Source organism: Paenibacillus sp. FSL W8-0426, assembly GCF_037969725.1.
Classification (GTDB): Bacteria; Bacillota; Bacilli; order Paenibacillales; family Paenibacillaceae; genus Paenibacillus; species Paenibacillus hubeiensis.
Genome location: NZ_CP150203.1, coordinates 301,707 through 326,777 on the forward strand (window position 1 = coordinate 301,707; position 25,071 = coordinate 326,777).

20 protein-coding genes are annotated in these 25,071 nt (G+C 55.4%); 15 read left to right on the top strand and 5 right to left on the bottom strand.

What is annotated here, in order from left to right; all coding sequences use genetic code 11:
* Positions 1-56: 56 nt before the first annotated feature.
* Positions 57-884: a methyl-accepting chemotaxis protein gene (locus MKY59_RS01360; RefSeq protein WP_339275631.1), complete on the bottom strand. Its 828-nt coding sequence runs from the start codon at positions 882-884 to the stop codon at positions 57-59.
* Positions 885-1,361: 477 nt separating this feature from the next.
* Here MKY59_RS01360 and MKY59_RS01365 point away from each other — a divergent pair, with 477 nt between their 5' ends.
* The 15 genes from MKY59_RS01365 (at position 1,362) to MKY59_RS01435 (ending at position 21,143) form a co-directional block, all read left to right on the top strand.
* Positions 1,362-3,656, top strand: a complete 2,295-nt coding sequence (locus tag MKY59_RS01365; RefSeq protein ID WP_339275632.1) for a glycoside hydrolase family 88 protein — start codon at positions 1,362-1,364, stop codon at positions 3,654-3,656.
* 216 nt (positions 3,657-3,872) lie between these two features.
* Positions 3,873-5,207, top strand: a complete 1,335-nt coding sequence (locus MKY59_RS01370; protein WP_339275634.1) for an extracellular solute-binding protein — start codon at positions 3,873-3,875, stop codon at positions 5,205-5,207.
* Between the two features lie 43 nt (positions 5,208-5,250).
* Positions 5,251-6,201 carry a sugar ABC transporter permease gene (locus MKY59_RS01375; protein ID WP_236420292.1) on the top strand — a complete coding sequence of 317 codons (951 nt, stop codon included), beginning with the start codon at positions 5,251-5,253 and terminating at the stop codon, positions 6,199-6,201.
* Positions 6,198-7,046 (top strand): carbohydrate ABC transporter permease, encoded by an 849-nt coding sequence (locus MKY59_RS01380; RefSeq protein ID WP_236420291.1) that lies wholly within the window; start codon positions 6,198-6,200, stop codon positions 7,044-7,046. Before MKY59_RS01375 ends, MKY59_RS01380 begins: the two co-directional genes overlap by 4 nt.
* 27 nt (positions 7,047-7,073) lie before the next feature.
* Positions 7,074-8,930, top strand: a complete 1,857-nt coding sequence (locus MKY59_RS01385; protein WP_339275635.1) for a sensor histidine kinase — start codon at positions 7,074-7,076, stop codon at positions 8,928-8,930.
* Entirely contained in the window at positions 8,927-10,534 is a 1,608-nt protein-coding gene (locus MKY59_RS01390) for a response regulator (RefSeq protein ID WP_339275637.1), read from the top strand. The genes MKY59_RS01385 and MKY59_RS01390 overlap by 4 nt, the downstream gene beginning before the upstream one ends.
* 57 nt (positions 10,535-10,591) lie before the next feature.
* Complete coding sequence (locus tag MKY59_RS01395) at positions 10,592-11,140, top strand: GNAT family N-acetyltransferase (protein ID WP_339275639.1); 549 nt, start codon at positions 10,592-10,594, stop codon at positions 11,138-11,140.
* 188 nt (positions 11,141-11,328) lie between these two features.
* On the top strand, positions 11,329-13,194 hold the full coding sequence (gene iolD, locus MKY59_RS01400) for a 3D-(3,5/4)-trihydroxycyclohexane-1,2-dione acylhydrolase (decyclizing) (RefSeq protein WP_339275641.1): 1,866 nt from the start codon (positions 11,329-11,331) through the stop codon (positions 13,192-13,194).
* 21 nt (positions 13,195-13,215) lie between these two features.
* On the top strand, positions 13,216-14,145 hold the full coding sequence (gene iolE / locus MKY59_RS01405) for a myo-inosose-2 dehydratase (protein WP_236420286.1): 930 nt from the start codon (positions 13,216-13,218) through the stop codon (positions 14,143-14,145).
* On the top strand, positions 14,142-15,152 hold the full coding sequence (gene iolC, locus MKY59_RS01410) for a 5-dehydro-2-deoxygluconokinase (RefSeq protein WP_339275642.1): 1,011 nt from the start codon (positions 14,142-14,144) through the stop codon (positions 15,150-15,152). Before iolE ends, iolC begins: the two co-directional genes overlap by 4 nt.
* Positions 15,153-15,600: 448 nt before the next feature.
* Positions 15,601-17,073 carry a CoA-acylating methylmalonate-semialdehyde dehydrogenase gene (locus MKY59_RS01415; RefSeq protein WP_339278301.1) on the top strand — a complete coding sequence of 491 codons (1,473 nt, stop codon included), beginning with the start codon at positions 15,601-15,603 and terminating at the stop codon, positions 17,071-17,073.
* Positions 17,074-17,248: 175 nt separating this feature from the next.
* Positions 17,249-18,301, top strand: a complete 1,053-nt coding sequence (gene iolG, locus MKY59_RS01420; protein WP_339275644.1) for an inositol 2-dehydrogenase — start codon at positions 17,249-17,251, stop codon at positions 18,299-18,301.
* Positions 18,302-18,416: 115 nt separating this feature from the next.
* Positions 18,417-19,226: a 5-deoxy-glucuronate isomerase gene (gene iolB / locus MKY59_RS01425; RefSeq protein ID WP_339275646.1), complete on the top strand. Its 810-nt coding sequence runs from the start codon at positions 18,417-18,419 to the stop codon at positions 19,224-19,226.
* Between the two features lie 153 nt (positions 19,227-19,379).
* Positions 19,380-20,387 carry a LacI family DNA-binding transcriptional regulator gene (locus tag MKY59_RS01430; RefSeq protein ID WP_339275647.1) on the top strand — a complete coding sequence of 336 codons (1,008 nt, stop codon included), beginning with the start codon at positions 19,380-19,382 and terminating at the stop codon, positions 20,385-20,387.
* Between the two features lie 396 nt (positions 20,388-20,783).
* A complete protein-coding gene (locus tag MKY59_RS01435; RefSeq protein WP_339275648.1) occupies positions 20,784-21,143 on the top strand; it encodes a hypothetical protein in 360 nt (119 codons plus the stop codon).
* Positions 21,144-21,222: 79 nt separating this feature from the next.
* Here MKY59_RS01435 and MKY59_RS01440 read toward each other — a convergent pair whose 3' ends face one another.
* The 4 genes from MKY59_RS01440 to pyk all read right to left on the bottom strand — a co-directional run bounded on the left by MKY59_RS01440 (position 21,223) and on the right by pyk (position 25,055).
* Entirely contained in the window at positions 21,223-22,023 is an 801-nt protein-coding gene (locus MKY59_RS01440) for a DUF4261 domain-containing protein (protein WP_339275649.1), read from the bottom strand.
* A 108-nt stretch (positions 22,024-22,131) separates the two neighbouring features.
* Positions 22,132-22,503 carry a DUF1304 domain-containing protein gene (locus tag MKY59_RS01445; protein ID WP_236420413.1) on the bottom strand — a complete coding sequence of 124 codons (372 nt, stop codon included), beginning with the start codon at positions 22,501-22,503 and terminating at the stop codon, positions 22,132-22,134.
* A 148-nt stretch (positions 22,504-22,651) separates the two neighbouring features.
* Positions 22,652-23,401, bottom strand: coding sequence for a WecB/TagA/CpsF family glycosyltransferase (locus MKY59_RS01450; protein WP_339275650.1), 750 nt, complete (start codon positions 23,399-23,401; stop codon positions 22,652-22,654).
* A gap of 238 nt (positions 23,402-23,639) precedes the next feature.
* Complete coding sequence (pyk, locus tag MKY59_RS01455; RefSeq protein WP_236420278.1) at positions 23,640-25,055, bottom strand: pyruvate kinase; 1,416 nt, start codon at positions 25,053-25,055, stop codon at positions 23,640-23,642.
* Positions 25,056-25,071: the final 16 nt, after the last annotated feature.

The following is a 25,071-nucleotide window of genomic DNA, read 5'->3' on the forward strand; positions in this document are numbered from 1 at the left end:
TTTGCATCATTATGTCCTGTCTATGTATCGATCTTAAGGGTGACTTAGCGTTCTTTCTATTCCAAGGCCAGCATCTGGTGCACGAATTTTTTCAGATCGGCGCTCGTCTGGCTGAGCTGTTCGATGCTTACCATGAACTCCGCGACCAATTGGGCTTGATCCACCGTGGCAGTCGTAATCTGGCTGATCTCCTGCTCCATATGTTTCATGGACTCGCGAACGTTGCCCAAAGAGGATTCAATGTCTGCAGCAGCTTGCTTCGTGTGATCCGACAGCTTGCGAACTTCGCTGGCCACCACGCCGAACCCGCTTCCCAAATCGCCTACCCGTGCCGCCTCAATCATGGCGTTAAGTCCCAGCAGGTTCGTTTGTTCCGATACTTCGCGAATCACCGAAGTGACTTTGGTCACGCTTACCGAGTTTTCCACCGCCTGTTTCGAGTTGCGCAAAATCTCCTCCGATGTGGCAGACAGCTCCTCGGAATGCGCAGCAACCTGCTGAATGCCGCCGAGCAGCGCGTTGATCGTGGATTCGTTCTCGTTGATCAGGTTTTCCAAGGTAAGATGATTGTCCAGAGAATAGTTCACGCCCAGAATGCCGACAACCTCGTCGTTTTCCTTGATCGGAATCAGAATGGAGTCGAAGGGTCTTCCCTGCAGGTCGCCAGGCATGCGAACAATGGTACGAGAGTCTTTGTTGGCAAGCATCTTGAAGTTTTTGTAATCGTCATGAAGCTCGTCCCCGACTTTTACACCGATCTCCAGGCTTTTGGCTTCGGAGAAATAGAGCACTTTCTCATGGTCATTAATGGATATCGATACGTCGTCGCGAAACATTTGCTGCACAAAAGGCATGGCATTCACCAAAGATTCTAGCGTATTCATGGTTCATCGTTCCTTTCCAATGCAAATGGCTTGAATTAAAATGGGGGGATTCCCCAGTTAAATCGTGGAAATTTCCACCTACTATCTATATCGGCAGTTGTTGTCGGAAACTAAACCGTTGTTTGAAGGTTTTGCGGACATCCCCTTCTGCGGCTGAACTAGACGAAACGTTGAATCGGGAAGCAGGGAACGGATGGTTTTTCGGCAGGTGGTTTCATCAACCAACCATGCCTCGATGGACGATCTTTCCTGTCCGACCGGAATGTAAACGCAACCAAAAAACTTGTGGCGTCCCATGAGGCCGTCGGGTATACTGTGGCTATGATCTGTCGTTCATCAGAAAAAGGGAAAGGCGGGTCCTGCATTGAGAAATGGTATTTCTTATGGAGGTTAAGCGCTAAACCTAGCTTTATATGAAGTTCATTATGGCTTTTGCTGCATGTTGGCATGATTTCAGCGAGAGAGGGATGTATATCTATGACGATCTATTTCAATGAACCGCAGAGCATGTACCACCGATTCGGGGATGACCCCGAACACGTACTGAAGGTGCTGGCCGAGCGTTACATCGGGGCTAATCCGCAAGCGGATTTCGTGTATCGAAAGTTTCAGAAATCCGGTATTTTGCAGAATGATCAAGGGCTCTATGATCTGAATCTGGGGGAACGCTTCCCCGATGCGAAGCAAGGACAGGTTTCTTATGCCGCTGCGCTGGTCTGGGGGGATGAGGATCGGAATTTGGACGTGCTGGTAAGCTGTTACGGTCCGGTTCGTTTCTGGTTCAACGGTCTATTAACCTATCGTTCCACGGTCATCGATGAAATCAAGCCTGATGCAACCGTGAAGCTATCCTTGGATATCAAGCCAGGCTGGAACATGCTGCTGCTGGAACTGAAAAATACGGCTGCCGGATTCGGCTGCCGATTCGGCTCCGACGAAGGCAAGGTCCGCATCCTGAACGTGCTGGCTCCGTTTCGGGGGAGAAAAGGTAGCGCGGGCTGGGTATATTCCGAACCGATCTGCCCGGATCACGTTCCCGCAGGCATTGGCGACCTCCTCGGCGAGGAGGGTCCGGACTTGCTTGGCGACGAGGCGGCCTGCGGTCTGAATTGGCTGCCAGAAACGCGGTGGTCCCCCGAGCGGCAGAACCTGCCTGTGCCGGAGCGTTTATTCGGGCGGCTCCCGGGCCGGCGGGTGTACGGCTGGACCCGAATTCAGGCGGGCAGCCCCGCGGGGATTCCCGTTCGCCTGTCAGGCCATGCGTCGGGACCGCTCCGTATTTGGCTGGAGGGCAAACTAGCGGCAGCACTGCCTGAGGCGGGTTCGTTCGACGTGGAGATCGAAGCGGGACCCGGAACGGGCGATTTGCTGGTTTGCAGCGAATGCCCCGCGGCCGGTGAGCCATGGCAGTTTCATGTGGGCGCAGCCATCGGCGCGGAGCCGGCTGCCCACGTGCTCCCGTGGCGGGTTCATGGCGCGGAAGGCGAAACATGGCTGTATGCAGGACCTTTCGAAGCCGATGCGGAACCTGATGCGACAGAAATGTGCCGTATGGATCGGATTTTTGCGGTGCAGGGCAATGGCGCAGATCACGAACCGGAGCATACGTATTGGCGGCTGGATGGACCCGAGGCATGGGTGCGTCCTTATTACGAGAACGCGATGCTGAGCAACAAGTGGACCGTCGGTTCCGTTACCAATTACGGACGCTGGGATTATCCGCTCGGCGTAACCGTATATGGTTTGCTGCAGACGGGACGTTACCTGGACAGGCCGGATATGATCCGTTACGCAGCAGAGCATGTGCAGGCGTGTACGACCATGTACGAGTACTCGCTGTGGGACCGGAAGCAGTATGGCTTTCCGGCCATCAACCAACAGCTCGTCATGATGAAAATGCTGGATAATTGCGGTTCGTTCGGTTCTGCCATGCTGGAAGCGTACGGCGAGTGCCGGGAGCAGACCTTTTTGCCCATCGCGGACACGATCGCGGACTTTATGCTCAACAAACTGGAACGGCGCGATGATGGAGCCTTTTACCGGAAATGCCCGGGCGAATATTCGGAAAATACGATGTGGGCGGATGACCTGTACATGAGCACGCCGTTCCTTGTCCGTTATGCACGCCTGAAAGGCGACCCGGCTGCGCTCGACGAAGCGGCGAAACAATTTTTGCTTTTCCGCAAATACCTGTTTATGGCCGATCAGAAGATCATGTCGCACGTTTATGACTTCAAGTATGGACAGGCCACGCGCATTCCGTGGGGACGCGGCAACGGCTGGACGCTGTTCTCGCTGTCCGAGGTGCTTGCCGCGCTGCCGGAGCAGCATGCGGACAGACCGGCATTGATCGCGTTTTTCAACGAATTATGCGAAGGATATGCTGCCCTTCAGGCGGAGAGCGGATTATGGCACCAGGTGCTGAACGACCCGGATACCTACGAAGAGGCCTCGTGCACGGCGATGTTTGCATACGGGTTCGCCCGGGGAGTGCGCTTTGGCTGGCTTAAGAAGCCGGAAGTGTATGCCGAAGCTTCGCGAAAGGCATGGCAGGGATTGACCCGTGTGGCCATCGACCGTCAAGGAAACGTGCATGGCGTATGCAGCGGATCGAGATATGCGTTTACCTCGGAATACTATGACAAGGACTTGTTGACGGTGACCAATGATAACCATGGCATCGGCATCATGATGCTGGCAGGCACCGAGGTAGCGCGTATGCAGGAGCATTTGGAACAACGCCAATCGCCAGCAGTTGTCCGGTCATCCTGAATACCGCAAAAGGAAAAGGCCGAGAAGGTGACATATGCGTAACGCCGCCGGGAGTGCATGCTCTCGGTGGATTTTTAGATCAGAAAGATCGATATTCCCCCAACCCCTTACTTTTTTGACAGGATGGCTTACTTTTGTTTATGTTCCGCCTGAAGAACTCCCGGTACAATATATTTGTAAGCGATTACACGTTAAAAAAGGGGAGGAAATTCATCAATGCTGCATATGAAAAAGTGGGTAACCCTGTGCTGCCTGACCCTGTTATTATTCGCTACAGCCTGTTCGGGAGGAACCTCCAGCCCTGCGGCGTCGTCCGATGGCGGGAAGCAGGGGGAGTCTTCCGGCAATATCGAGCTTCGCATGACGTGGTGGGGGTCGCAGACGCGGCATGATCTGACCACCAAAGTCATCAAGCTGTTTGAAGAAAAACATCCCGGCATCACGATCAAGCCGGAGTACTCCGGCTGGGACGGATATATGGATAAGCTGACCACTCAGGTCGCCGGCTCCAACGCGCCGGACATCGTGCAGATGGACTACGCGTTCCTGACCGATTTTGCCCGGCGAGGGGCCTTGCTGGACTTGACTCCGTATGCAGACAGCAAGGAGCTTCGCACGGAAGACCATGACGAGAGCATGATCAAGGCCGGAACGATTGACGATAAATTGTACGCCATCACGCTCGGCGTGAATGCGCCTGGCGTCATCTATGATGCAACGCTGTTCAAGGAGCTGGGCATCGAGGAACCGCAGGAAAGCTGGACATGGTCCGACTTCAGCAAAATTGCCGCCAGCATCGCCGCGGCCAAGGGCGAAGGCTTCTACGGTTCGGCGGATATTTCGGGCGCGACGAACATGTTTGAAGTGTTCATTCGCCAGACGGGCAAAGGGCTGTTCGACGGGGGCACGCTGACGGCAACCAGCGAAGAGCTGCAGCAGTGGTTCGACATGTGGGGAGCGCTCCGTGCCAATGGCGGCGCAACGCCGGCCGAGGTGACGGCATCCACGACCAACGCCACGGAGACGCGTCCGATCTCGCTCGGAACGGCCGCCATGGACTTTGCCTGGTCCAATCAATTGCTGACATTCCAGCAGGTGAACAAAAACCAGGATCATACGCTGGGAATCCAGGTCATTCCGCATTCCGAAGGCGAGAAACAGATCGGCGAATACCTGAAACCGGGTCAGTTCATATCCGGGTATGCCAAAACGAAGCATCCCAAAGAGGTGGCGATGTTCATCGACTTCATGGTGAACGATCCGGAGGCGACCGCCATCCTGGGATCGGAGCGCGGCGTGCCGGTGAACTCCAACATTCGCGAGCAGTTGAAGCCCAATCTTTCCGAAGGGGAGCAGACCATTTTCCAATTCATCGACGTTGTATCTCAGCATTCCAGCGAGATTGACCCGCCGTATCCGCAAGGGTTCTCCGAAGTGGATGCCAGCTTCAAAACGGCGAGCGAACAGATCGCATTCGACCAGGGAAGCATGCCGGACGTCATTGCGCAATTCATCGAAGGCGCCAAGGCTGCGCTGGGTTCAAGCCAATAACAGTCTGCACGTATCCGGAATCCAATGAGCGGGAGGAAATGACATGAGTACAACGCAGGTCAGCCATGCGACAACCGAACGCGTGGCTGCCCGGGCCGCGAAACGGAGATATGCCCATAACCGGGCAGCTCTCCTGTTCCTCGCCCCGTGGCTGGTAGGTTTGCTGCTGCTGACGCTTGGACCGATGATTGCTTCGTTATATATTTCGTTTACCGACTACAGCATCCTGACCTCGCCTGTATGGGTCGGCCTGGAGAACTACGTTACGATGTTTACGTCGGATAAGTTGTTTGGTCAATCGCTGAAAGTCACCTTTACCTATGTGGCCGTCTCCGTGCCGATCAAACTGATTTTTGCGCTGATGGTGGCGCTCCTGCTGAACAAGGGCATTCGTGGGCTGGGCCTCTATCGAACCGTTTATTACATTCCGACCTTGCTTGGCGGCAGCGTGGCGATTGCCATGCTGTGGCGCAAAATGCTGGGCGGCGACGGCCTGCTGAACGGGCTGCTCGCCATGATCGGCATCAAGGCCCCCGATTGGGTGGCGAACCCGAAGTATGCCCTGTATTCCATCGTGCTGCTGTCCGTGTGGCAGTTCGGCTCGTCGATGATCATTTTTCTGGCTGGACTGAAACAAATTCCGCCCGAGTACGAGGAGGCATCGGCGGTGGACGGCGCAGGCCCTGTACGCCGGTTTTTCAACATCACCTTGCCGATTTTGTCCCCGGTCATTTTTTTCAATCTGGTCATGCAGCTGATCACCTCCTTTCAGTCGTTCACGCAGGCTTTTGTCATCAGTAACGGAAGCGGAGGACCGGTCAATTCCACGCTGATGTATTCCCTGTATTTGTACAAGAAGGGTTTTTCGTTCTTCCAAATGGGTTACGCCTCTGCCATGGCGTGGATTCTCGTTATTCTGATCGGCGTGTTTACTTTGCTCGTGTTCCGCAGCAGCCGCCTGTGGGTGCACTATGAGGATGGTGGAAAATCATGATTGGACAACGCAGCTCTACCGCATGGGTCGTTGCAAAGCACGTAATGATCTCGGCGATCGCCTTTGTCATGCTGTACCCGGTGCTATGGATGTTAGGCAGTTCGTTTAAACCAGGGCACATGATATTCACGGAAACGTGGTTCTGGCCGAAGGAATGGAACTTTAGCAATTACGTGAGCGGCTGGACGGGAATTCAGGGCAATCCGTTTTCCCGCTTCCTGACCAACTCCGTCGTACTGTCGCTGGGCGCCGTGCTGGGCAACGTAATCTCCTGCTCGATGGCTGCTTATGCCTTTGCCAGACTGGATTTCCGCTTCAAGGCGGTGTGCTTCGGGCTGATGCTGATGACGATCATGCTGCCGCATCACGTGACGCTGATCCCGCAGTATATCTTGTTCAACCATCTGGAATGGATCAATACGTACCTGCCGCTCGTCGTACCGAAATGGCTTGCCACGGACGCGTTCTTTATTTTCCTGATGGTGCAGTTTTTCCGCGGGCTGCCCAAGGAGCTTGACGAAGCGGCCACGATCGACGGCTGCGGTCCGGTTCGCATTTATACCAAGGTGATTCTGCCGCTTGCGTTCCCGGCGCTCGTCACCACGATGATCTTTACCTTTTTGTGGACATGGGACGATTTCTTCAGCCAGCTGATCTATTTAAGCGACGTCAGCAAATACACGGTGCCGCTCGGTCTGCGCCTGTTCTTGGATTCCAGCTCCCAATCGGATTGGGGACCGATGTTTGCGATGTCCGTGCTGTCTCTGCTGCCATGCTTTATCGTCTTCATCGTCTGCCAGAAATACTTCGTGGAAGGCATCGCGACCTCCGGGCTCAAAGGGTAATTCCAAGACGAAGGTAGGGACTTTAGCATGAGGAAACGAAGCGTATCCTTGTTTATCCGCCATAGGCTGCAGCAAAGCAAGCTCACCACTTTGATGGTGACTTGCTTTATTGCATTTAATCTGCTGCTTGTGTCGGTGATCGTATGGCTGTCCTATCAGTCGTTCTCCAAAGTGACGTTCACCGAGATCAGCAATGCGCGCCTGGCGCTTCTCAACGAAAGCACGCGCCGAGGCTTCGATTTCATCACGAACGTAACGGGCACCGCATATTCCCTGGCAAGCAACCGGGAGCTGTCCAGCCTGCTGGAAACGGCAGGCACGGGCAGGCTGACGCAGATTCATCAAAGGCGCGAGGTCGCCAAAATACTGGAGCACACCGTAGTCGTGAGCGAGGGGATCACCTCGGTGGAGCTGTACACCGATGCGTTCAACGGCGTAGCCGTGACGATGGCCGATCGCATTTACCCCGTCGATACGGTAGCGGCCGATTCGTGGTACGGCGCGCTGGAAAACGCGGATGCCGCCTGGGTCCCGCTCAGGGAGAACGGATCGGGGCATTCGCTCGTCGGATACGCCCAGCGCATATTCGACAGTCATGGCGGCACGGTAGCTTATGTACTGATCCGGTTAAGCCGGGAGGACATCGTTCGGCGTTTTGCCGATCTGCCGCTCGTATTGGACGGACAGGTCCTGCTCGTGGATACGTCGGGGAGCGTCATCATGCAAATGGGCGAAAACGGAGCGGATGGCACGGCCTTCGGCAATGGCGACTCGTCAAGCGCGGAAACAGCGACGGTGGGGGATGCTGCGCCTTGGGTGGATCAAGCCTGGCTTGAGGAACATGCAGCGCATGCAGGGGACGGCTTTGAGGTGGCGTCTGCCCCGGGCGGCTCGCAGCTCGTGCTCTATTCCCGGCCTGCCATGCTGCAGTGGCGCTTGGTGCAGATCATTCCCGTGCACATGTTATTAACCCCTGTCCGTGCGGCGGGTTGGCAGGTGCTGGGGGTAGCCGTCATAGGGTTACTGTGTTCGGCCGTGTTGGCCTGGTTGTTCGTTCGCGGCATCGTGCGGCCTCTGCGGCAGTTGATTAAACGCATGCGGCAGCTGGAGCGCGGGAACTTCGACACGCGCGTCGAACTTTCCTTTACCGAGGAGTACGCCCATCTGGCCTACGGGTTCAACCACATGGCCTCCCGGTTGACGGATCTGATGGACCAGGTCCGCGAAGAGAGCCGAGCGAAGCGGGAGGCCCAAACGAGCCTGCTGGAGGCGCAGATCAAACCGCATTTTCTCTACAACACGCTCGACATGATCCACTGGCGCGCCATGGACTATCAGGCACGCGACATCAGTCGCATGATCGTGCAATTAAGCAAACTGCTGCGCATCGGACTGAGCGGAGGCAAACTGTTTATTCGCGTGCGGGACGAGTTGGAGCACGCCCGCTGTTACGTGAGCATTCAAGCGGAACGACTGCCGTTTGCCATCGACTACGAAGAGCGGGTCGACCCGCTCGTGCGCGGGTGTTACATTCCGAAGATCATCCTGCAGCCTTTTATCGAAAATGCGGTCATGCATGGCCATCCTGCGGACGGGGCGCTTCAAATTCGGGTGGATATCCAGGCGGAAACAAGTAATTCAGAGGATCGGCTTGTTATTCGCATTACGGATAACGGGCAGGGACTGCCGGACGGTTGGGTGCTGGGGAAAACCTCCGGCATCGGCGTGCGCAACGTGCATCAACGCATCCAATTGTACTGCGGAACAGGGTACGGCGTGCAGCTTGGCACGGCCGAGTCGGGCGGCGTACGGGTGACGCTTACGCTGCCGCGGATCGAGAGCGAGGAACAATTGAATCTGTGGGTAGGCGGTGAGAGCGCATGAAAACGATCCTGCTGGTGGATGACGATCCGCATATGATCCGGGCGCTGACCCATCATGTCGATTGGCCATCCCTTGGCCTGACCATTGCAGGGACTGCCGCGAACGGCGCGGATGCATTGGAGCTGTTTCGCGGCGTGAAGCCGGACCTGGTTATGACGGATATCTACATGCCGGGAATGACGGGACTCGAGATGACGCAGGCGCTGAGGAGCGAGCATCCCGACGTTCCTATCATTATTCTGAGCGGGTACGACGAATTCGAGAATGCACGGGCGGCGATGCGGTGGGGCGTGAACCACTTTTTGCTGAAACCGGCGGAGGTGGAGGAAATCGAGGCCGTGCTGCGCGAGGTCATGCTGGAACAGGATGTGAGAGAGCGGCGAGAGCGGCTGGAGCGCGTTTATAAACAGGAGATCGGACGTGTGCTTCCCTATCTGAGAAAACAGTTCCTGCATGAGCTTCTCACCACGCGGTACCGTCCGGAAGAAATGTCGCGGGACCGAATGGAATATGTCGGATTGAGCGATGCCGGACGCGTTCGGGCCATCAGTCTGCAGCTGGGTCGCCCCGAATTCCTGACGCGCATGAAAGAACGCGACTGGCAATTGCTCAGGTATGGCGCGGCGGACATCATCAGGGAAACCGTGCAAACCCATGCTTCAATGATGGCAGAGAGGCAGCATATCGAAGTGATCGACTACTCGGATCGAGTGTTCGTGCTCGTCATGCTGGAAGGCGATTCTTCGGCAGAGTCGATTCAGCGGCTGCTGCAGCGCATGATCGACCAGGTGTTCACGTATCTCAAAATGGAGATGAACGCAGGCGTCGGCGGGTGCAAGGGTCATTTATGCGAGTTGATGGACTCCTATCTGGAGAGCCGGGAGGCGCTGGAAACGGCAGAATTCCAGGGGGGCAGCCGGGTGTATTGTTATGAAACGGACGGGTGGCAGGAAGCTCCTGCTCCCGATTACTCCATACAGCTTCGGCAATGGAGCGAAGCGTGGACCGACATGCGGCCGGACTTGGCGGAAGAGGTATGGCGCCACATTCGCTGTTTGTTGGAGAAAGGGAGCGGAACGAGCATGCAAGAGGTACAAGTGGTGGCCGTAAGCCTGTTCGATACGCTGACGCAAAGTTGGAGCAGCCGATATCCCAGGCTTGACCCTCCGTTGGCAATGAGCGACTTTTTGCGCGACATTCAGCTTAAATATACGCTGCAGGATCTGATATGCTGGATGGACGGCGTGATTCGGAATTGGCTTGAGCAGGCAAGGAAAGAAACGGCCGAGAAGAAAACCAACAAGCTGGTGATCCAGGTCAAGCGATACGTGGAGGAGCACTATGCGGAAGAGATCAGCTTTGAGGCCATTGCGCGGGGGTTGTACGTTCATCCCAAATATTTGAGCCAACTGTTCAAGCGGGTGACGGGGGAAAACTTCGTCAGCTACCTTAACGGATATCGGGTTCGGAAGGCCATGGAGCTGCTCAAGACGGGAAGATACATGGTGTACGAGGTGAGCGAGATGACGGGGTTCCGCAATGCGACCTATTTCAGCCAGGTGTTCAAAATGCTGACGGGAAGAAGCCCGTCCGAAGTAGACTAACCGCGGATCATGAACGGATGACATGCTGAATAGAATACGAAATGGAGTTATGAGGAAATGGTAATTGAAGAACAGCGGTTCCAGTCAAAGGGCAAGACATTTGCGATCAGGTCGGCGCAGGAAGGAGACGGAGAAGCGTTGTCGGCACTGCGCTTGCGGATTGACGGGGAGACCGAACATATGGATCGCGAGCCGGGTGAAGCGTTTATCGATGCCATCGGTTTTGAAGATCTGATTGCCCGGGATACGATCAAGCCGCGAAATCTGTTTTTGGTGGCTGTGGCGGATGGGAAGATCGTGGGATATTCGAGATGCGAAGGGAGCGAATTGAAGCGGTTTGCGCATAAGGTGGAATTCGGCGTAGGCGTTGCGCAGCATTATTGGGGGTACGGGATTGGTACGCGGCTGCTGGAATGTTCACTTGGTTGGGCGGATGCACAAGAGGCGATTAAGAAAGTGGCGCTGACCGTGCTGGCTGCCAATGCGAAGGCGCGAGCCCTGTACGAGAAGGCGGGGTTTGAGGTGGAAGGCGTGCTGCATAACGACAGGCGGCATGCGGACGGAACGTACCATGATACGATCGTGATGGGAAGATTCAGGCCGTAATTTGGCGAGTCTGTGAAAGAGGAAAAGCGTTTTATGGGTTCTGTAATAAAACGCTTACAAAAAATACTTGCCTAAATGATACGGCTGTAATATCATGTGAATTAAGCGCTTAACCTTCAGGGGTAAGGCGCTTAACTTTAACGTAGATTAAGCGCTTAACCCATGAAGGGAAAGGAGACGATTCATCCATGACAACGATTCGGCTGACGATGGCTCAGGCATTGCTCCGCTATCTCGACCAGCAATACATTTCCGTGGACGGCGAGGAAACGAAGTTCGTAAAAGGCGTCATCGGCATTTTCGGGCACGGCAACGTGACCGGCATCGGGGAAGCGTTGGAACACAGCCCCGGCAGCCTGACGTATTTGCAGGGCAAAAACGAGCAGGGCATGGTGCATACCGCAGCAGCCTACGCCAAACAGAAGAACCGCAGGCAAATCTATGCCTGCACCACGTCCATTGGACCGGGTGCCTTGAACATGATCACCGCTGCAGCGACGGCTACGGTCAACCGGATCCCTGTGCTGCTGCTCCCGGGAGACAATTTCGCTACGCGGGAGCCCGACCCGGTGCTGCAGCAGCTTGAAGTTGGAAGCGATTACACTATTTCCGCTACCGATCCGTTCAAAGCCGTAAGCAAGTACTGGGACCGCATCGTACGGCCGGAGCAATTGATGACGGCGTTGTCGAACGCGATGCGGGTGCTGACCGACCCGGCCGAGACGGGCGCGGTGACGCTGGCGCTGCCGCAGGACGTGCAGGCCGAGTCATATGATTATCCCGCGGCATTTTTCGAGCGGCGGGTGCACTACCTGGACCGGCGTCCCCCGGTCCGGGCCGCCCTCGAGCGGGCGGCTGAGCAGATCGCCCGCGCACGCAGGCCGCTGCTGATCGCAGGCGGCGGCGTACTGTACGCCGAGGCGTCCGCGCAGCTTGCGGCCTTCGCCGAAGCCTTCGGCATCCCGGTCGCCGAGACGCAAGCCGGCAAAAGCGCCCTGGCATGGGACCATCCGCTCAATGTGGGAGCGGTTGGCGTAACCGGTTCGCTGGCGGCCAACCGGCTGGCGCGGGAAGCGGACGTTGTCATCGGCGTCGGCACGAGGTTTTCGGACTTCACGACGGCGTCGAGGTCTGCTTTCCAGCATCCCGACGTATCCTTCGTCAATATCAACTTGAACGGCATGGATGCCGCGAAGCTCGGCGGCGAAGCGGTGCTGGCCGATGCGCGGGAGGGTCTTCAGGCTTTGCAGGAGGCGCTTCAACTGCGGAAATATCGCAGCGGATACGAGTCATCCGAGGTGGCGGATCTCCGTCGACAGTGGGATGCCGAGGTAGATCGGCTGTATGCGCTCAAGCATGAGGCGGGATTGGCGCAGACGCACGCGCTCGGCATCATCAACGACGCCATTCCATCCTCATCCGTAATCGTCTGCGCCGCGGGGAGCCTGCCCGGTGACCTGCACCGTTTGTGGCGGTCGGCCGAGCCGAAGACGTACCACATGGAGTATGGCTTTTCTTGCATGGGCTACGAAGTGAGCGGCGCGTTTGGGGTAGCCTTGGCCGAGCCGGATCGTGAGGTGTATGCGTTGGTTGGCGACGGCAGTTATCTGATGCTGCACTCCGAATTGGTGACCAGCCTTCAGGAAGGACGCAAAATGACGATTTTGCTGTTCAACAACAACGGCTTCCAATGCATTCACAATTTGCAGCGGGAGCACGGCAGCGACGGGTTCGGCAACGAATTCCGCTATCGCGAGGCCGGATCCGGACGTTTGACCGGGGAGTACATGCCGATGGATTTCGCCGCCCATGCCCGCAGCTTGGGTGCAAAGGGTTATCGGGCGGAGAATGCGGAGCAGCTGGAACAGGCACTTCGGGCGGCGCAGGCCGAGACGGTGACGACATTGATCGAAATTCCGGTGGTGCCTGGCACCAACTCGGGCGGTTATGAATCGTGGTGGAACGTGGGTGTTCCCGAAGTATCCGCAGAGGGCAAGGTGGTAGAAGCACATGGCGCCATGCGGCGGAATCGCGCCAAAGCAAGGCTCATCTAATCGCAAAGGAGACGGGAATATATGAGCAAGCTTCCATTTCGGATCGGCATTCATCCGATCAATTGGGTCGGCGAGGATGTGAAGGAACACGGCAACGATACGACGTGCGAACAAATTTTGGACGACATTCAGCGTCTCGGGCTGACGGGCACGGAGATGGGGCGCAAGTATCCGACGGATCGGATTGAGCTTAAGAAGGAACTGGATCAGCGGGGCATCCGCCTCGTTTCCCAGTGGAAGTCGGTGCTGTTTTCCGATCCTTCCTATCGGCAGTCCGAACTTGACGGTTACCGCCGCCACGCCGAATTTTTGCAGTCCATGGGCAGCACGGTGATCAGCACATGCGAGGTGGGCGGTTCCCTGCATTTCGACCCACGGCGCACGCCCCATGAAAAAGAGGTGCTGAGGCTGGGAGAGCCGGAGTGGCAAGCCTTGGCGGAAGGGCTAAACGCCGCCGGGGAGATTGCCCGCGAGCATGGTTTGAAGCTGACGTATCATCACCATGGCGGCACGGCGGTAGAACAGCCGGAAGAGATCGATAAGCTGATGGAGCTGACCGATCCTGCCCTGGTTCACCTGCTCTATGATACAGGGCACGCTTATTACGGAGGAGCCGATCCGTTGGAAGTGCTGCGCAAGCATTATGACCGGATCGCTTACATTCACCTCAAAGATGTCCGTCCACAAGTGCTGGCAGAGGCACGGGCGGAGCAGAGCGATTTTGTGGGGTGCATTCGCAAAGGAGTATTCACGGTCCCGGGTGACGGCTGCATCGACTTTGCCCCCATTGTGCAGGAGCTCGTTTCCCGAGGGTACAACGGATGGGCGATGCTTGAAGGGGAGCAGGACCCGGCAGTGCATAACCCTTACGAATATGCAAAGCGTTCCCTGGCGTATATCGATTCTCTTGTCCGGGAGCCAAACGATACGGAAAGGAGTCCGCTCACATGAACTACGTTGATTTCCCCGCTTCGCGGAAAATGGATTTCACGGCGATCGGCCGCCTGTGCATCGACTTGAACGCCAATGAAATCAACCGTCCGATGGAAGACACGATGACGTTTACGAAGTATGTCGGCGGTTCGCCCGCCAATATTGCGATCGGGATGTCCCGTCTTGGCTTGAAAACGGCTTTTGTCGGCAAAATCGCGGACGACCAGATGGGGCGGTTCATTCACCGCTACCTGGAGAACAACGGCATCGATACGTCCAATGTAGTTACTGATGATACCGGTGCGGTTACCGGGCTGGCTTTCACGGAGATCAAAAGCCCGACCGATTGCAGCATTCTCATGTACCGCGACAACGTAGCAGATCTGAAGCTGAAAGCTGGAGAAGTGCAGGAGCAGTTGATCGCCGACTCGCGCGTATTGCTGATTTCGGGCACGGCACTGGCGCAAAGTCCTTCCCGCGAAGCGGTGTTTCAGGCTTTGGCGTATGCGAAGCGGCATGGGGTGGTGATCGTGTTTGATCTCGATTACCGTCCTTACACGTGGACGTCGCCGGAAGAGACGGCGGTGTACTACAACCTTGCGGCCGAGAAATGCGACATTTTGCTGGGCACCCGCGAGGAGTTCGACATGATGGAGGCGTTCGACCACAACCCGGACCGCAGCGATCAGGTGACGGCCCGGAAGTGGTTTGATTTTTCGGCCAAGATCGTCGTCATCAAACATGGCAAGCAAGGCTCCATCGCTTATACGAGGGAGGGCCAATCCCACCGTGCGGACAGCTATCCGGCGCGGGTGGTGAAGACGTTCGGCGCGGGCGACTCCTATGCGGCCGGTTTCCTGTACGGCTTGATGCAGGGCTGGACGATCGAGCAAAGCATGGGTTACGGCAGTGCGGCTGCATGCATTGTGATTTCCAGCCATAGCTGTTCGGATGCGATGCCGACAGTAGAACAGGTCAACGACTATATTGAGCGCTGCAACCGGGGCGAGATTACGGTTCCCTGAATGGTGACGCAGGCAAGAAGTAGCGCAAGCCCATTTAGGATGATATTGCTGGAATGTGTGAGGCTGGGTCAGGAAAATTTGGTTTCCGGTTCAGTCAGGAGCTCCAGCAACTTTATAGAGGGTGGCCGAAGTTTCAAAGGCTGTGACAATGTGGTTGGAAAATGTAACGAACATGAGGCACCTTATTCCCTCGAAAATGGAGGCTGTCTAATCCTAACGAACTTCAGCGGCGTTATTTACCGGAATTAGCTGCGACAAGAGCATAAATGGGGCAAATAACGCTTCTCATGTTCGTTAGAATTCCAGATGGTCGAAATCTCGCCGAATAGCGTGCGTCAGGTTCGTAAGAGGTAGACATCAGACAGCCGCTACCGACGCCAGAGTCAGGGTTGCTGTGCAGCAGAGACGAGTATACCGACTAGAACACCGTTGAAAGGGGAACAGGATGATGGGAAATGAAACTTCAACGCAGACGGGCGTTAAAATCGTGCAAAACTGGATCGGGGGTGCCTGGACTAGTCCGGCAAGCGACCGCACCGAGCCGGTGGTGAATCCGGCGACGGAAGAGGTCATCGCCCTCGTTCCGTTGTCCGAACAAGCGGACGTGGATCTTGCCGTGAAGCGCGCGAAGGAGGCGTTTGCCTCGTGGAGCAAAACGCCGGTTCCGCGGCGCGCGCGCATTCTGTTCCGCTACCAGCAGCTGCTGGTGGAGCATTGGGAGGAGCTGGCGCGGCTGGTTACGCTGGAGAACGGCAAAAGCTACAACGAAGCTTACGGTGAAGTGCAGCGCGGCATCGAATGTGTCGAATTCGCGGCAGGCGCTCCGAATCTCATGATGGGCAAACAACTGCCCGATATCGCCACAGGGCTCGAATCGGGTATGTACCGGTACCCTATCGGCGTTGTAGGGGGAATCACCCCCTTCAACTTCCCGATGATGGTACCGTGCTGGATGTTCCCGCTGGCGATCGCGTGCGGGAACACCTTTGTCCTGAAGCCGTCCGAGCGTACGCCGCTGCTGGCATGCCGCCTGGCGGAGCTTTTTCAGGAAGCGGGGCTTCCGGACGGCGTGCTGAACGTCGTTCACGGCGCGCACGACGTCGTGAACGGGCTGCTTGAACACCCGGATGTTCAAGCGATCTCGTTTGTCGGCTCACAGCCCGTGGCCGAATACGTGTACACGACTGCCTCCGCGCACGGCAAACGGGTGCAGGCGCTCGCCGGTGCCAAAAACCACTCCATCGTCATGCCGGATGCCGATCTGGACCTGACGGTGAAGGAAATCACGAGCGCCGCTTTCGGCTCCGCAGGTGAGCGCTGCATGGCCTGTTCCGTCGTCGTTGCCGTCGGCGACGTGGCGGACGCGCTCGTGCAGAAACTGGCGGATGCCGCCGATCGGATCACGATCGGGAACGGTATGCATGACGGCGTATTCCTCGGCCCGGTTATCCGCGGTCCGCACAAAGAGCGCACGCTGGGCTACATCGAGTCCGGACAGCAAGAAGGGGCGAAGCTCATCCGTGACGGCCGGAAGGATGAAGCGGCCGGAGCATCGGGGTATTTCGTCGGGCCGACCATCTTCGATGACGTGGACAGCACGATGAAAATTTGGCGGGACGAGATTTTTGCGCCCGTGCTTTCGATTGCGAGAGTAGCTACGCTGGAGGAAGCGATCGAGCTGGCGAACCGCTCCGAGTTTGCCAACGGGGCATGCCTGTTCACGCAGAGCGGTTCGAGCATGCGGCAGTTCCGGGAAACGATCGATGCGGGCATGCTAGGCATTAATCTGGGCGTACCTGCCCCGATGGCGTTTTTCCCGTTCTCGGGCTGGAAAAAATCCTTCTACGGCGATCTGCATGCCAATGGCACCGACGGCGTCGAGTTCTATACACGCAAAAAAATGGTGACGGCCCGCTGGTAATCGGCGGCAAGCCAAACGCATTAAAGCGCAAGTGCATACTTGCATGCATGCATGGAACGGCGTTTTTGCGAAGCATCCCCTCTACGATCCGTGGTGGAATGATGATTCGCGTCCTTAGAAGCTCCGCTCCTTGAATGGTTGCAGTATGTCCAGTCGCATACAGGAGGATAAACGAATGACGAAGGACAAGGTGAGAATCGGAATTATCGGAGCAGGCAGGATCGGCAAAATCCATGCCGACAATCTGCTCCGCAACCCGCATGCCGAAATCGTCGGCATCAGCGATCTATATGCAGGGCCCGAGCTGGAGAGCTGGGCCGCAGGACGCGGCATCCCGGTTGTCACAACGGACAGCGGTGAGCTGCTGGCCATGTCCGACGTGGACGCGGTGCTGATCTGCTCGTCCACCGACACCCATGTGCCGCTCATGGAACAAGCGGCGCGCGCAGGCAAACATATTTTCTGCGAGAAGCCGGTCAGTATGGATCTGGCGCAGACCCGTTCTGTTGTGGAGGCGGTCCGGCAATCGGGCGTGAAGCTGCAGATCGGGTTCAATCGCAGGTTCGACCATAATTTCAGAAGGGTACGGGAGCATGTGCAATCGGGTGCCATCGGGGACCCTCACATCGTCAAGATCACGTCTCGGGATCCCAGCCCGCCTCCGGCGGAATACATTCGGGTATCGGGCGGCATTTTCATGGACATGATGATCCACGATTTCGACATGGCCCGTTATTTGACGGGCAGCGAAGTGGAAGAAGTATATGCGCAAGGCAATGTGCTGATTCATCCGGTCTTTGCGGAACACGGCGACGTGGATACGGCGATTGTTACCCTGACGTTCAGCAACGGCGCGATTGGGGTCATCGATAACAGCCGCCAGGCGGCATACGGTTATGACCAGCGCGTTGAAGTGTTCGGATCACTCGGCAGCGTCGCCGCGGCCAATGATCATCCGAACACAGCCGAGATCAGCACGGCGGCAGGTCTGATGCGCGACAAGCCGCTGCATTTTTTCCTGGAGCGGTATAACGAAGCTTACGTGCAGGAAACGGCTCTGTTTATCGACGCGATTCTAAACGATGTGCCGGTGCTGGTTGACGGTCATGACGCCGTGCAGGCAGAGCGCATTGCGCTGGCGGCCCGCATGTCGATGCAGCGGGGAAGGCCGGTCAAGCTTAGCGAAGTGCCGGGGGCTCCCGTCGGATCGAAGACGGTTTCTTTGTGAAGAACGTCAATCATTGGAACGAAAAGCCGGATCACGGATACGCTGCAAATAAAGGATCGGCAATCATGGGCATATTGAATGCTTCCAAGTTCATGGAAAGGAGTGTCATCCACAAATGTCGGAATACATCATCAAACCGAAGAGCACGCCTGACGAAGACGGAACGATCCTGACGGTAACCCCGGAGACTGCCGGATGGGAGTATGTCGGTTTCCAAGTGGCGAAACTGGCGAAGGGACAGACGCTGACGCGGGAGAGCGGCGATCAGGAGTTATGCATCGTCTTTCTCAGCGGGGTGGCGGATGTCTCCACCAGAGAACAGACCTGGGAGCATGTGGGGAAACGCATGAGCGTTTTCGAAAAAATTCCCCCGTACTCCGTGTACGTCCCAAATTTGGATCGGGTAGAAATTACGGCACGAACAGCGTTGGAGCTGGCCATCTGCGCGGCCCCGGGAAAAGGCAGTTATCCGGCACGGCTGATTGCGCCCGAGGATGTCGGCGTGGAGGGACGCGGTTACGGAAACCTGGAACGCCAAATCCATAACATTTTACCGGAGCAGAAGGAAGCCGACAGCTTGCTGGTGGTGGAAGTATTTACGCCAAACGGCCACTGGTCCAGCTACCCGCCGCACAAACACGATCAGGATGCATTGCCGGAAGAATCGTTGCTGGAGGAAACGTATTACTTCCGCGTGGAGCCCGAGCAAGGGTTTGCCATTCAACGCGTGTATACCGATGATCGTTCCTTGAATGAGACGTTAGCCGTGAACAACGGAGAAGTCGTGCTGGTTCCTCGCGGATATCATCCGGTAGGCGCTCCTCCAGGGTATGACGTGTATTATCTCAACGTGATGGCCGGCCCGACACGAATTTGGAAGTTCCGCAACGATCCGGATCACGATTGGCTGATGCAGCCTAAATAATTCACACCCGTCTTCGTTGCCGTTATAGCGGTTAGGATACAGCTTGTGCCTGAGCTGGATGGGCGGATCATAACAGTCCATGCCGACTCATGTTGCTTATGGGGGCATCCGCCTGCATAATGGGATGTAAACGAAACCAAATGGGGAATCTCGATGAAAGCAACCATTTACGATATTGCGCGGGAGGCCGGGGTATCTATTGCAACCGTCTCCCAAGTCATTAACGGCAAAGGCAAAATCAGCGAAAAGCGGCGTGCCGAGATCATGGAAATCATGGAGCGCCTGAACTATCAGCCCAGCGCCATCGCCGCGGCCCTGACGGGCAAACAGACGTACACCTTTGGGCTGCTCGTACCCGATATATCCAATCCGTATTTTGCGGAACTTGCCAGAGCGGTGGAGGATCGAAGCCGCAAATTGGGCTACAGCGTCGTTATTTGCAGTACGGACAACAAGGACGAGCGGGTAGAGCGCTATTTGAACCTGTTACAGCAAAAAAGAGTCGACGGCATGATGATCGGAACAGGGATCAGCAATGCCGAAATTTTGGCGCCGCTCCTGCAGCAGTCCATTCCCGTGGCCTTGATTGCCCGGCACCTGCCGACACTGGAGGTGCACACCGTCGCAATCGATGACCGGTTGGGCGGGGCCCTGGCGGCGCGTCATCTGCTGGAGCTTGGGCATGAACGCATGGCGGTTCTGGCGGAGCAAGCGGGGGTGAGCAGCAGCCGCGAGCGGGTGCGCGGCTTCCGTGAAGCATTGGAGCAAGCAGGGCATGAGCTGGCAGCAGAGCGAGTGCTGGAGTCTGCAATCGAGCCCGGCGCAGCCAAAGCGGCCGCGCTGCAGCTGCTCGGCGCATCCCCTCGGCCGACGGCGCTCTTCTGCTGCAACGACATGCAGGCCATCGGAGCGCTCCAAGCCGCCAAAGAACTGAAGCTGCGGGTACCGGAGGAACTGTCTGTCATTGGTTTTGACAACACGATCCTTGCCTCGGTGACCAGCCCGCCGCTCACCACGATCGCCCAGCCGATCGAGGAACTTGGGCGCCATGCCGTGGATTTGCTGATCGATGAGCTCAAAGAGGAAAGGCAGCCTGCCCGGAACATGATCCTGAAGCCCGAGCTGGTTGTTCGGGAATCGACGGCCAAGGCCCGCTCATAATCGCTCGGGCAGTGCAATCCAATCAAAAAACAAGCCGAGATCACACTCAAGCAAGGCGTGAAATGCACCCCAATTGTTAGACACACTCTAACAGTTGGAGGTGCATTTTTTTGTTTTTTATTTTCGGTGCAGTGCCTCATAACTTACGCCGATTCGTTGGAACTTGTTGAATGAGTGATATAAGATTTAATGGTATACTGGGAAATATGAACATTTAATTCAGTTACATGAATCATTCTTAAAATATGCAAATGGAGTGAGGGGATTTTGCTGAGGAGAAAAAGAGGCATCATTATTGCTGTCATTTTGATGGCAATAGTTGCAATTATGATACCGATATACATCAATCAGCAACGTCACACGACGTTTCGGGCTGAAGTGCTGGAGCATTTTGGGATGCTGGATCGGTTTAAACGATTGGAAATCCGGCAAATATCCAAAACAGTGAACGAAACTGACGAGGAACGTGTTATTGAAGACGCTGAGGAGATCAGGAAGCTGCTGAACGATTATAAAGATCACGGATTGAAGCGGGCCGATCGCCCGAGCCTCAGCGAAGAAGCATCACCTTATTACTACGAATGGAGACTATTGATCAACAAGGAGGGCAGGGAATCGTCCGGATTCAACATCACGTTTTACGACAAGCAGCACATCGAAATATTCGATGCTTCCGCAACAAGGGATGCACTGACGAGTTATAAAGTGGATGAGCCGATGAACTGGTCCCGGATGGAACAGTATTTCAAGGATTGAAGAGGACAAGTTTACATAACAAAGGGAGAACGCGGCTAAGTCGTCGTTTTCCCTTTTGTTATTATATGGAATTGTGCATTTAAAATCCAATTTTCAAGCTGCTGCCTTCGACGGCAACTCCTTCGGTAAGGGTGATCGGCAGCTTTTGCTCGGCCGAGAACCCAAGGGTCTCTCCTTCGTGCAAGGTGACGTTGTTTTCGACGACATAGTTCATGGTCATGAACATCATCTCGAACACGTCACTTATATGTTGCTGGGAATGAACGATTTCCATTTCTTTCTTACCGAAGTTGCGGAGTCCTACGGTATAGGCAGATGAGCCTTCAGGTCCCTGATACAGCCCGATAAAAATCCAGAGCGACACTGGCAGCTCGCCGTCTTTCAGTGAGCGGCTTGTCTCTACGTATTTATTCGCTTCCGCAACCATTGGTGCCGTGTAGATGGCCAGGGCGTGATCCAACTGCAGCAGCGCACAAGCTGTTTTCGTAAACAACACATGTCCGCGGATCGGATCATCTGCATTGAGCACCGATACGATGATTTGCGATTGATGTCGTGAGGTTACCTGTTCCGCTTCGCGCCAGAGCACATTCAGTTTGGCGTTCTCCTCCACTTCACGGTCTGGAATCGGTGCTTCGATGTGGGCACATACGACCTGCATATCATCCACTTCGAAAAAAAGATTTCCCTCCTCCGGGCGCTCCGCAATTTCAATGTTCCATTCGCGTTTCATCGTGTGTATGAAAGCATCGAAATCGCAGTCCAGGCGCTCGAGCAAAACGAAACCGACGATCGTTTCATTGTAGGGCGCTTGCTCTGTCGCTCCAGAGGTCGACGGGGTTTCCTTTTTGCGTCGTCTAAGTTTGTCAAACAGTCCCATGAGACGTTCTCCTTCCCGAATTCATCACAATGATCGGCATGTCCATGCCATGACCCTAACATACCATATCCAAGGCACGCTTGTAATGACCGGTCGGCCATTTCCCCTTTACGGGAGGAAGAGAACCAATAACAGGGCAATGATTGCAGGCAGACCCTGCTTGATAATAATAGAGCGGGAAGCTGTTGCACCCCCATATAGAGCGGCGATGACGACACATGCCAGGAAAAAGATCTGGATCTGGTGTCCGAAAGCCGCATTCGGATGAACGAGTCCCCAGATCAGTCCTGCGGCGAGAAACCCGTTGTACAGCCCCTGATTCCCTGCGAGTGCTTTCGTGGATTCGGCGAATTCCGGCGTGGTTCCGAACGTTTTCATTGTACGCGGACTAGTCCACATAAACATTTCCATCACTAAAATGTAAATGTGCTCAATGGCTACAAGAGCCACGAAAATCATGCTGATCAAACGAACCACCATACTTTCTCTCAATGTAATTTATTGGCTTCTGCTTCATTATAAGGTCTGGCACTCTAAATCGGAAGCAAAAAAGTTTTGGACAATTAAATTGTGTGAATTTATAATTGGTCGAATACCCAATCAGACAAAAACAACGACCCCGAATACATCAGGATCGTTGTCGTTTGGTTTCTTTGAAAAGCAATGCCTGAACGGCGAAGCGCGGCAAAATGAGTTGTCTCCGCCATCTGGAAGGCTGGCGCATGAGGCGATACAGCCACTCAAGATGGAGTTTCTGCCATAGCGCCGGGGCACGTTTTGTTTTGCCTGCCACGATATCGAGGCTTCCTCCGACGCCGATGGCCACGCGGGCCTGCAACCGATCCCGATACCGGTGTATCCATTCCTCAGCGTAAGGCGCGCCTAGGGCAACGATCAGAAAGTCAGGCTTGGCCGCCCCAATCTCTTCCACAATACGCAGCTCATCTTCCTCCGTAAAAAAACCGTGATGACGTCCGCATATCGAGACGCCGGGATAATTTTTTTCGATGATATCGGCCGATCTTGCGTTTACATGCTCTTCCGCGCCGAGAAGGTAGAAAGACCAACGTTGGCGATCGCCCTCCTCCAACAGGCGAAACAGCAGATCGCAGCCGGTGACCCGTTCGGTCAACTTTCCTCCACGCAGCCTCGAAACCATGACAATGCCCGCTCCATCAGCTGTAACGAGCCCTGCCTGATCGACAATGGAGCGTAGGCGGTCGTTGTGCTGACAGGACATGACGATTTCCGGGTTGCCTGTAATAACGTGAAACAGCGTGGCATCATTTCCTTGAATAACATCGCCTAATAAGGATAACGTTTGTTCCATATTTACGTTGGGGAAGGGAATCCCCATAATGTTGGTTGTTTCGTTCATCGGTCTATCCTTTCTGGTTTCACCCCTGCATGTTTCAATAATTATCCGTAAACCCAACTTATCCCAGTATATCGAAAGCGGCCTTCGATGACTATGGCGAAATGACGATGAGCTTCTGCTTCCAGCTGCAAATAAAAAAGGCCCACCTGCATAACCCGGCTGACCCGTAATCGAACAAAAGCAACCCGTGAGGCCGGGTTGCTTTTGCGCGCTGCTATTCACTTGCTTGTATGTGGGATTATACTTGCAGGACCTTGATCAGGTTCGTATTGCCGGATTGACCGATCGGAACGCCCGCAGACAGCACGATGATGTCGCCTTTTTCAATGTAACCCGTTTTGATAGCGTTGCGCGTGGACGATTCGAACATTTCGTCCGTCGTAGTCACTTTGTCGCCCAGCACCGGAATAACGCCGGAGAGCAGGCAGATTTTTGCGAGCACTTTCTCATGCTGCGTGACCGCGATGATCGGCGCTTTTGGACGATATTTGGAGATCATGCGCGCCGTAAATCCGCTCTCGGTGGAAGTAATGATCGCTTTGGCATTCAGCACGAGCGAAGAGCTAACGGCACCTTGGCTGATGACTTCAGTGATGTTAGCCACCTGTTGGGCCGATTTCTGATTGAATTGTTCCTTATAGTCGATCATCGTTTCGGCGCGGCGCGCAACGGCAGCCATCGTACGGACCGATGGGATCGGATATTTACCCGCAGCGGACTCGCCGGACAGCATGACTACGTCTGCACCTTGCAGCACGGCATTGGCTACGTCACTCACCTCGGAACGGGTAGGACGCGGGTTGACCTGCATCGATTCCAGCATGTGCGTGGCCACGATGACCGGTTTGCCGGCACGGTTACATTTGTCGATCATTTCTTTTTGCATCATCGGCACGTCTTCGATCGGCACTTCGACCCCAAGATCGCCGCGCGCAACCATGATGCCGTCCGATGCTTCGATAATGTCGTCGAGGTTGGTCATGCCTTCCTGGTTTTCGATTTTGGAAATAATCTGAACATGCTCGGCGCCACGTTCTTTGAGAATGCTGCGGATTTCGCGAATATCGTCGCCCTTGCGCACAAAGGAAGCCGCAATGATTTCGATATCGTTTTCGATCCCGAATCCGATATGCATGACATCGCGTTCGGTTACGCCCGGAAGGGTCGTTTTGATCCCTGGCAAGTTCACGCCTTTGCGAGGTTTCAGAATGCCGCCGCTAACGATATCGCAATGAATTTCGGTGCCTTCGACAGAAGTGACCGTCAGATCTACCAGACCATCGTCGATCAGAATGCGGTCGCCTGGCTTCACCACGAGATTCAACTCAGGATAGTTTACCGAGATCCGTTCGGCATCGCCCAGAATTTCTTCCGTGGTCAGCGTCAGTTTTTTGCCAGCCTGCAGATGGCAGGAAGCCTCTTTCAATTTGCCGATACGCACTTCAGGTCCCTTGATATCCATCATGATCGGCACATATTTGTTCAGCGCGGAAGCAGCCGCGCGAATGTTGTTGATCCGTGCAACATGATCCTCGAGCTCGCCATGTGCCATGTTCAGACGTGCCACTGTCATGCCTTCCTGAATCATTACCTTCAACGTTTCAATGGAGTCACAAGCAGGTCCCATGGTACAAATAATTTTTGTTTTCAACATGTTATTTCCTCCTCAT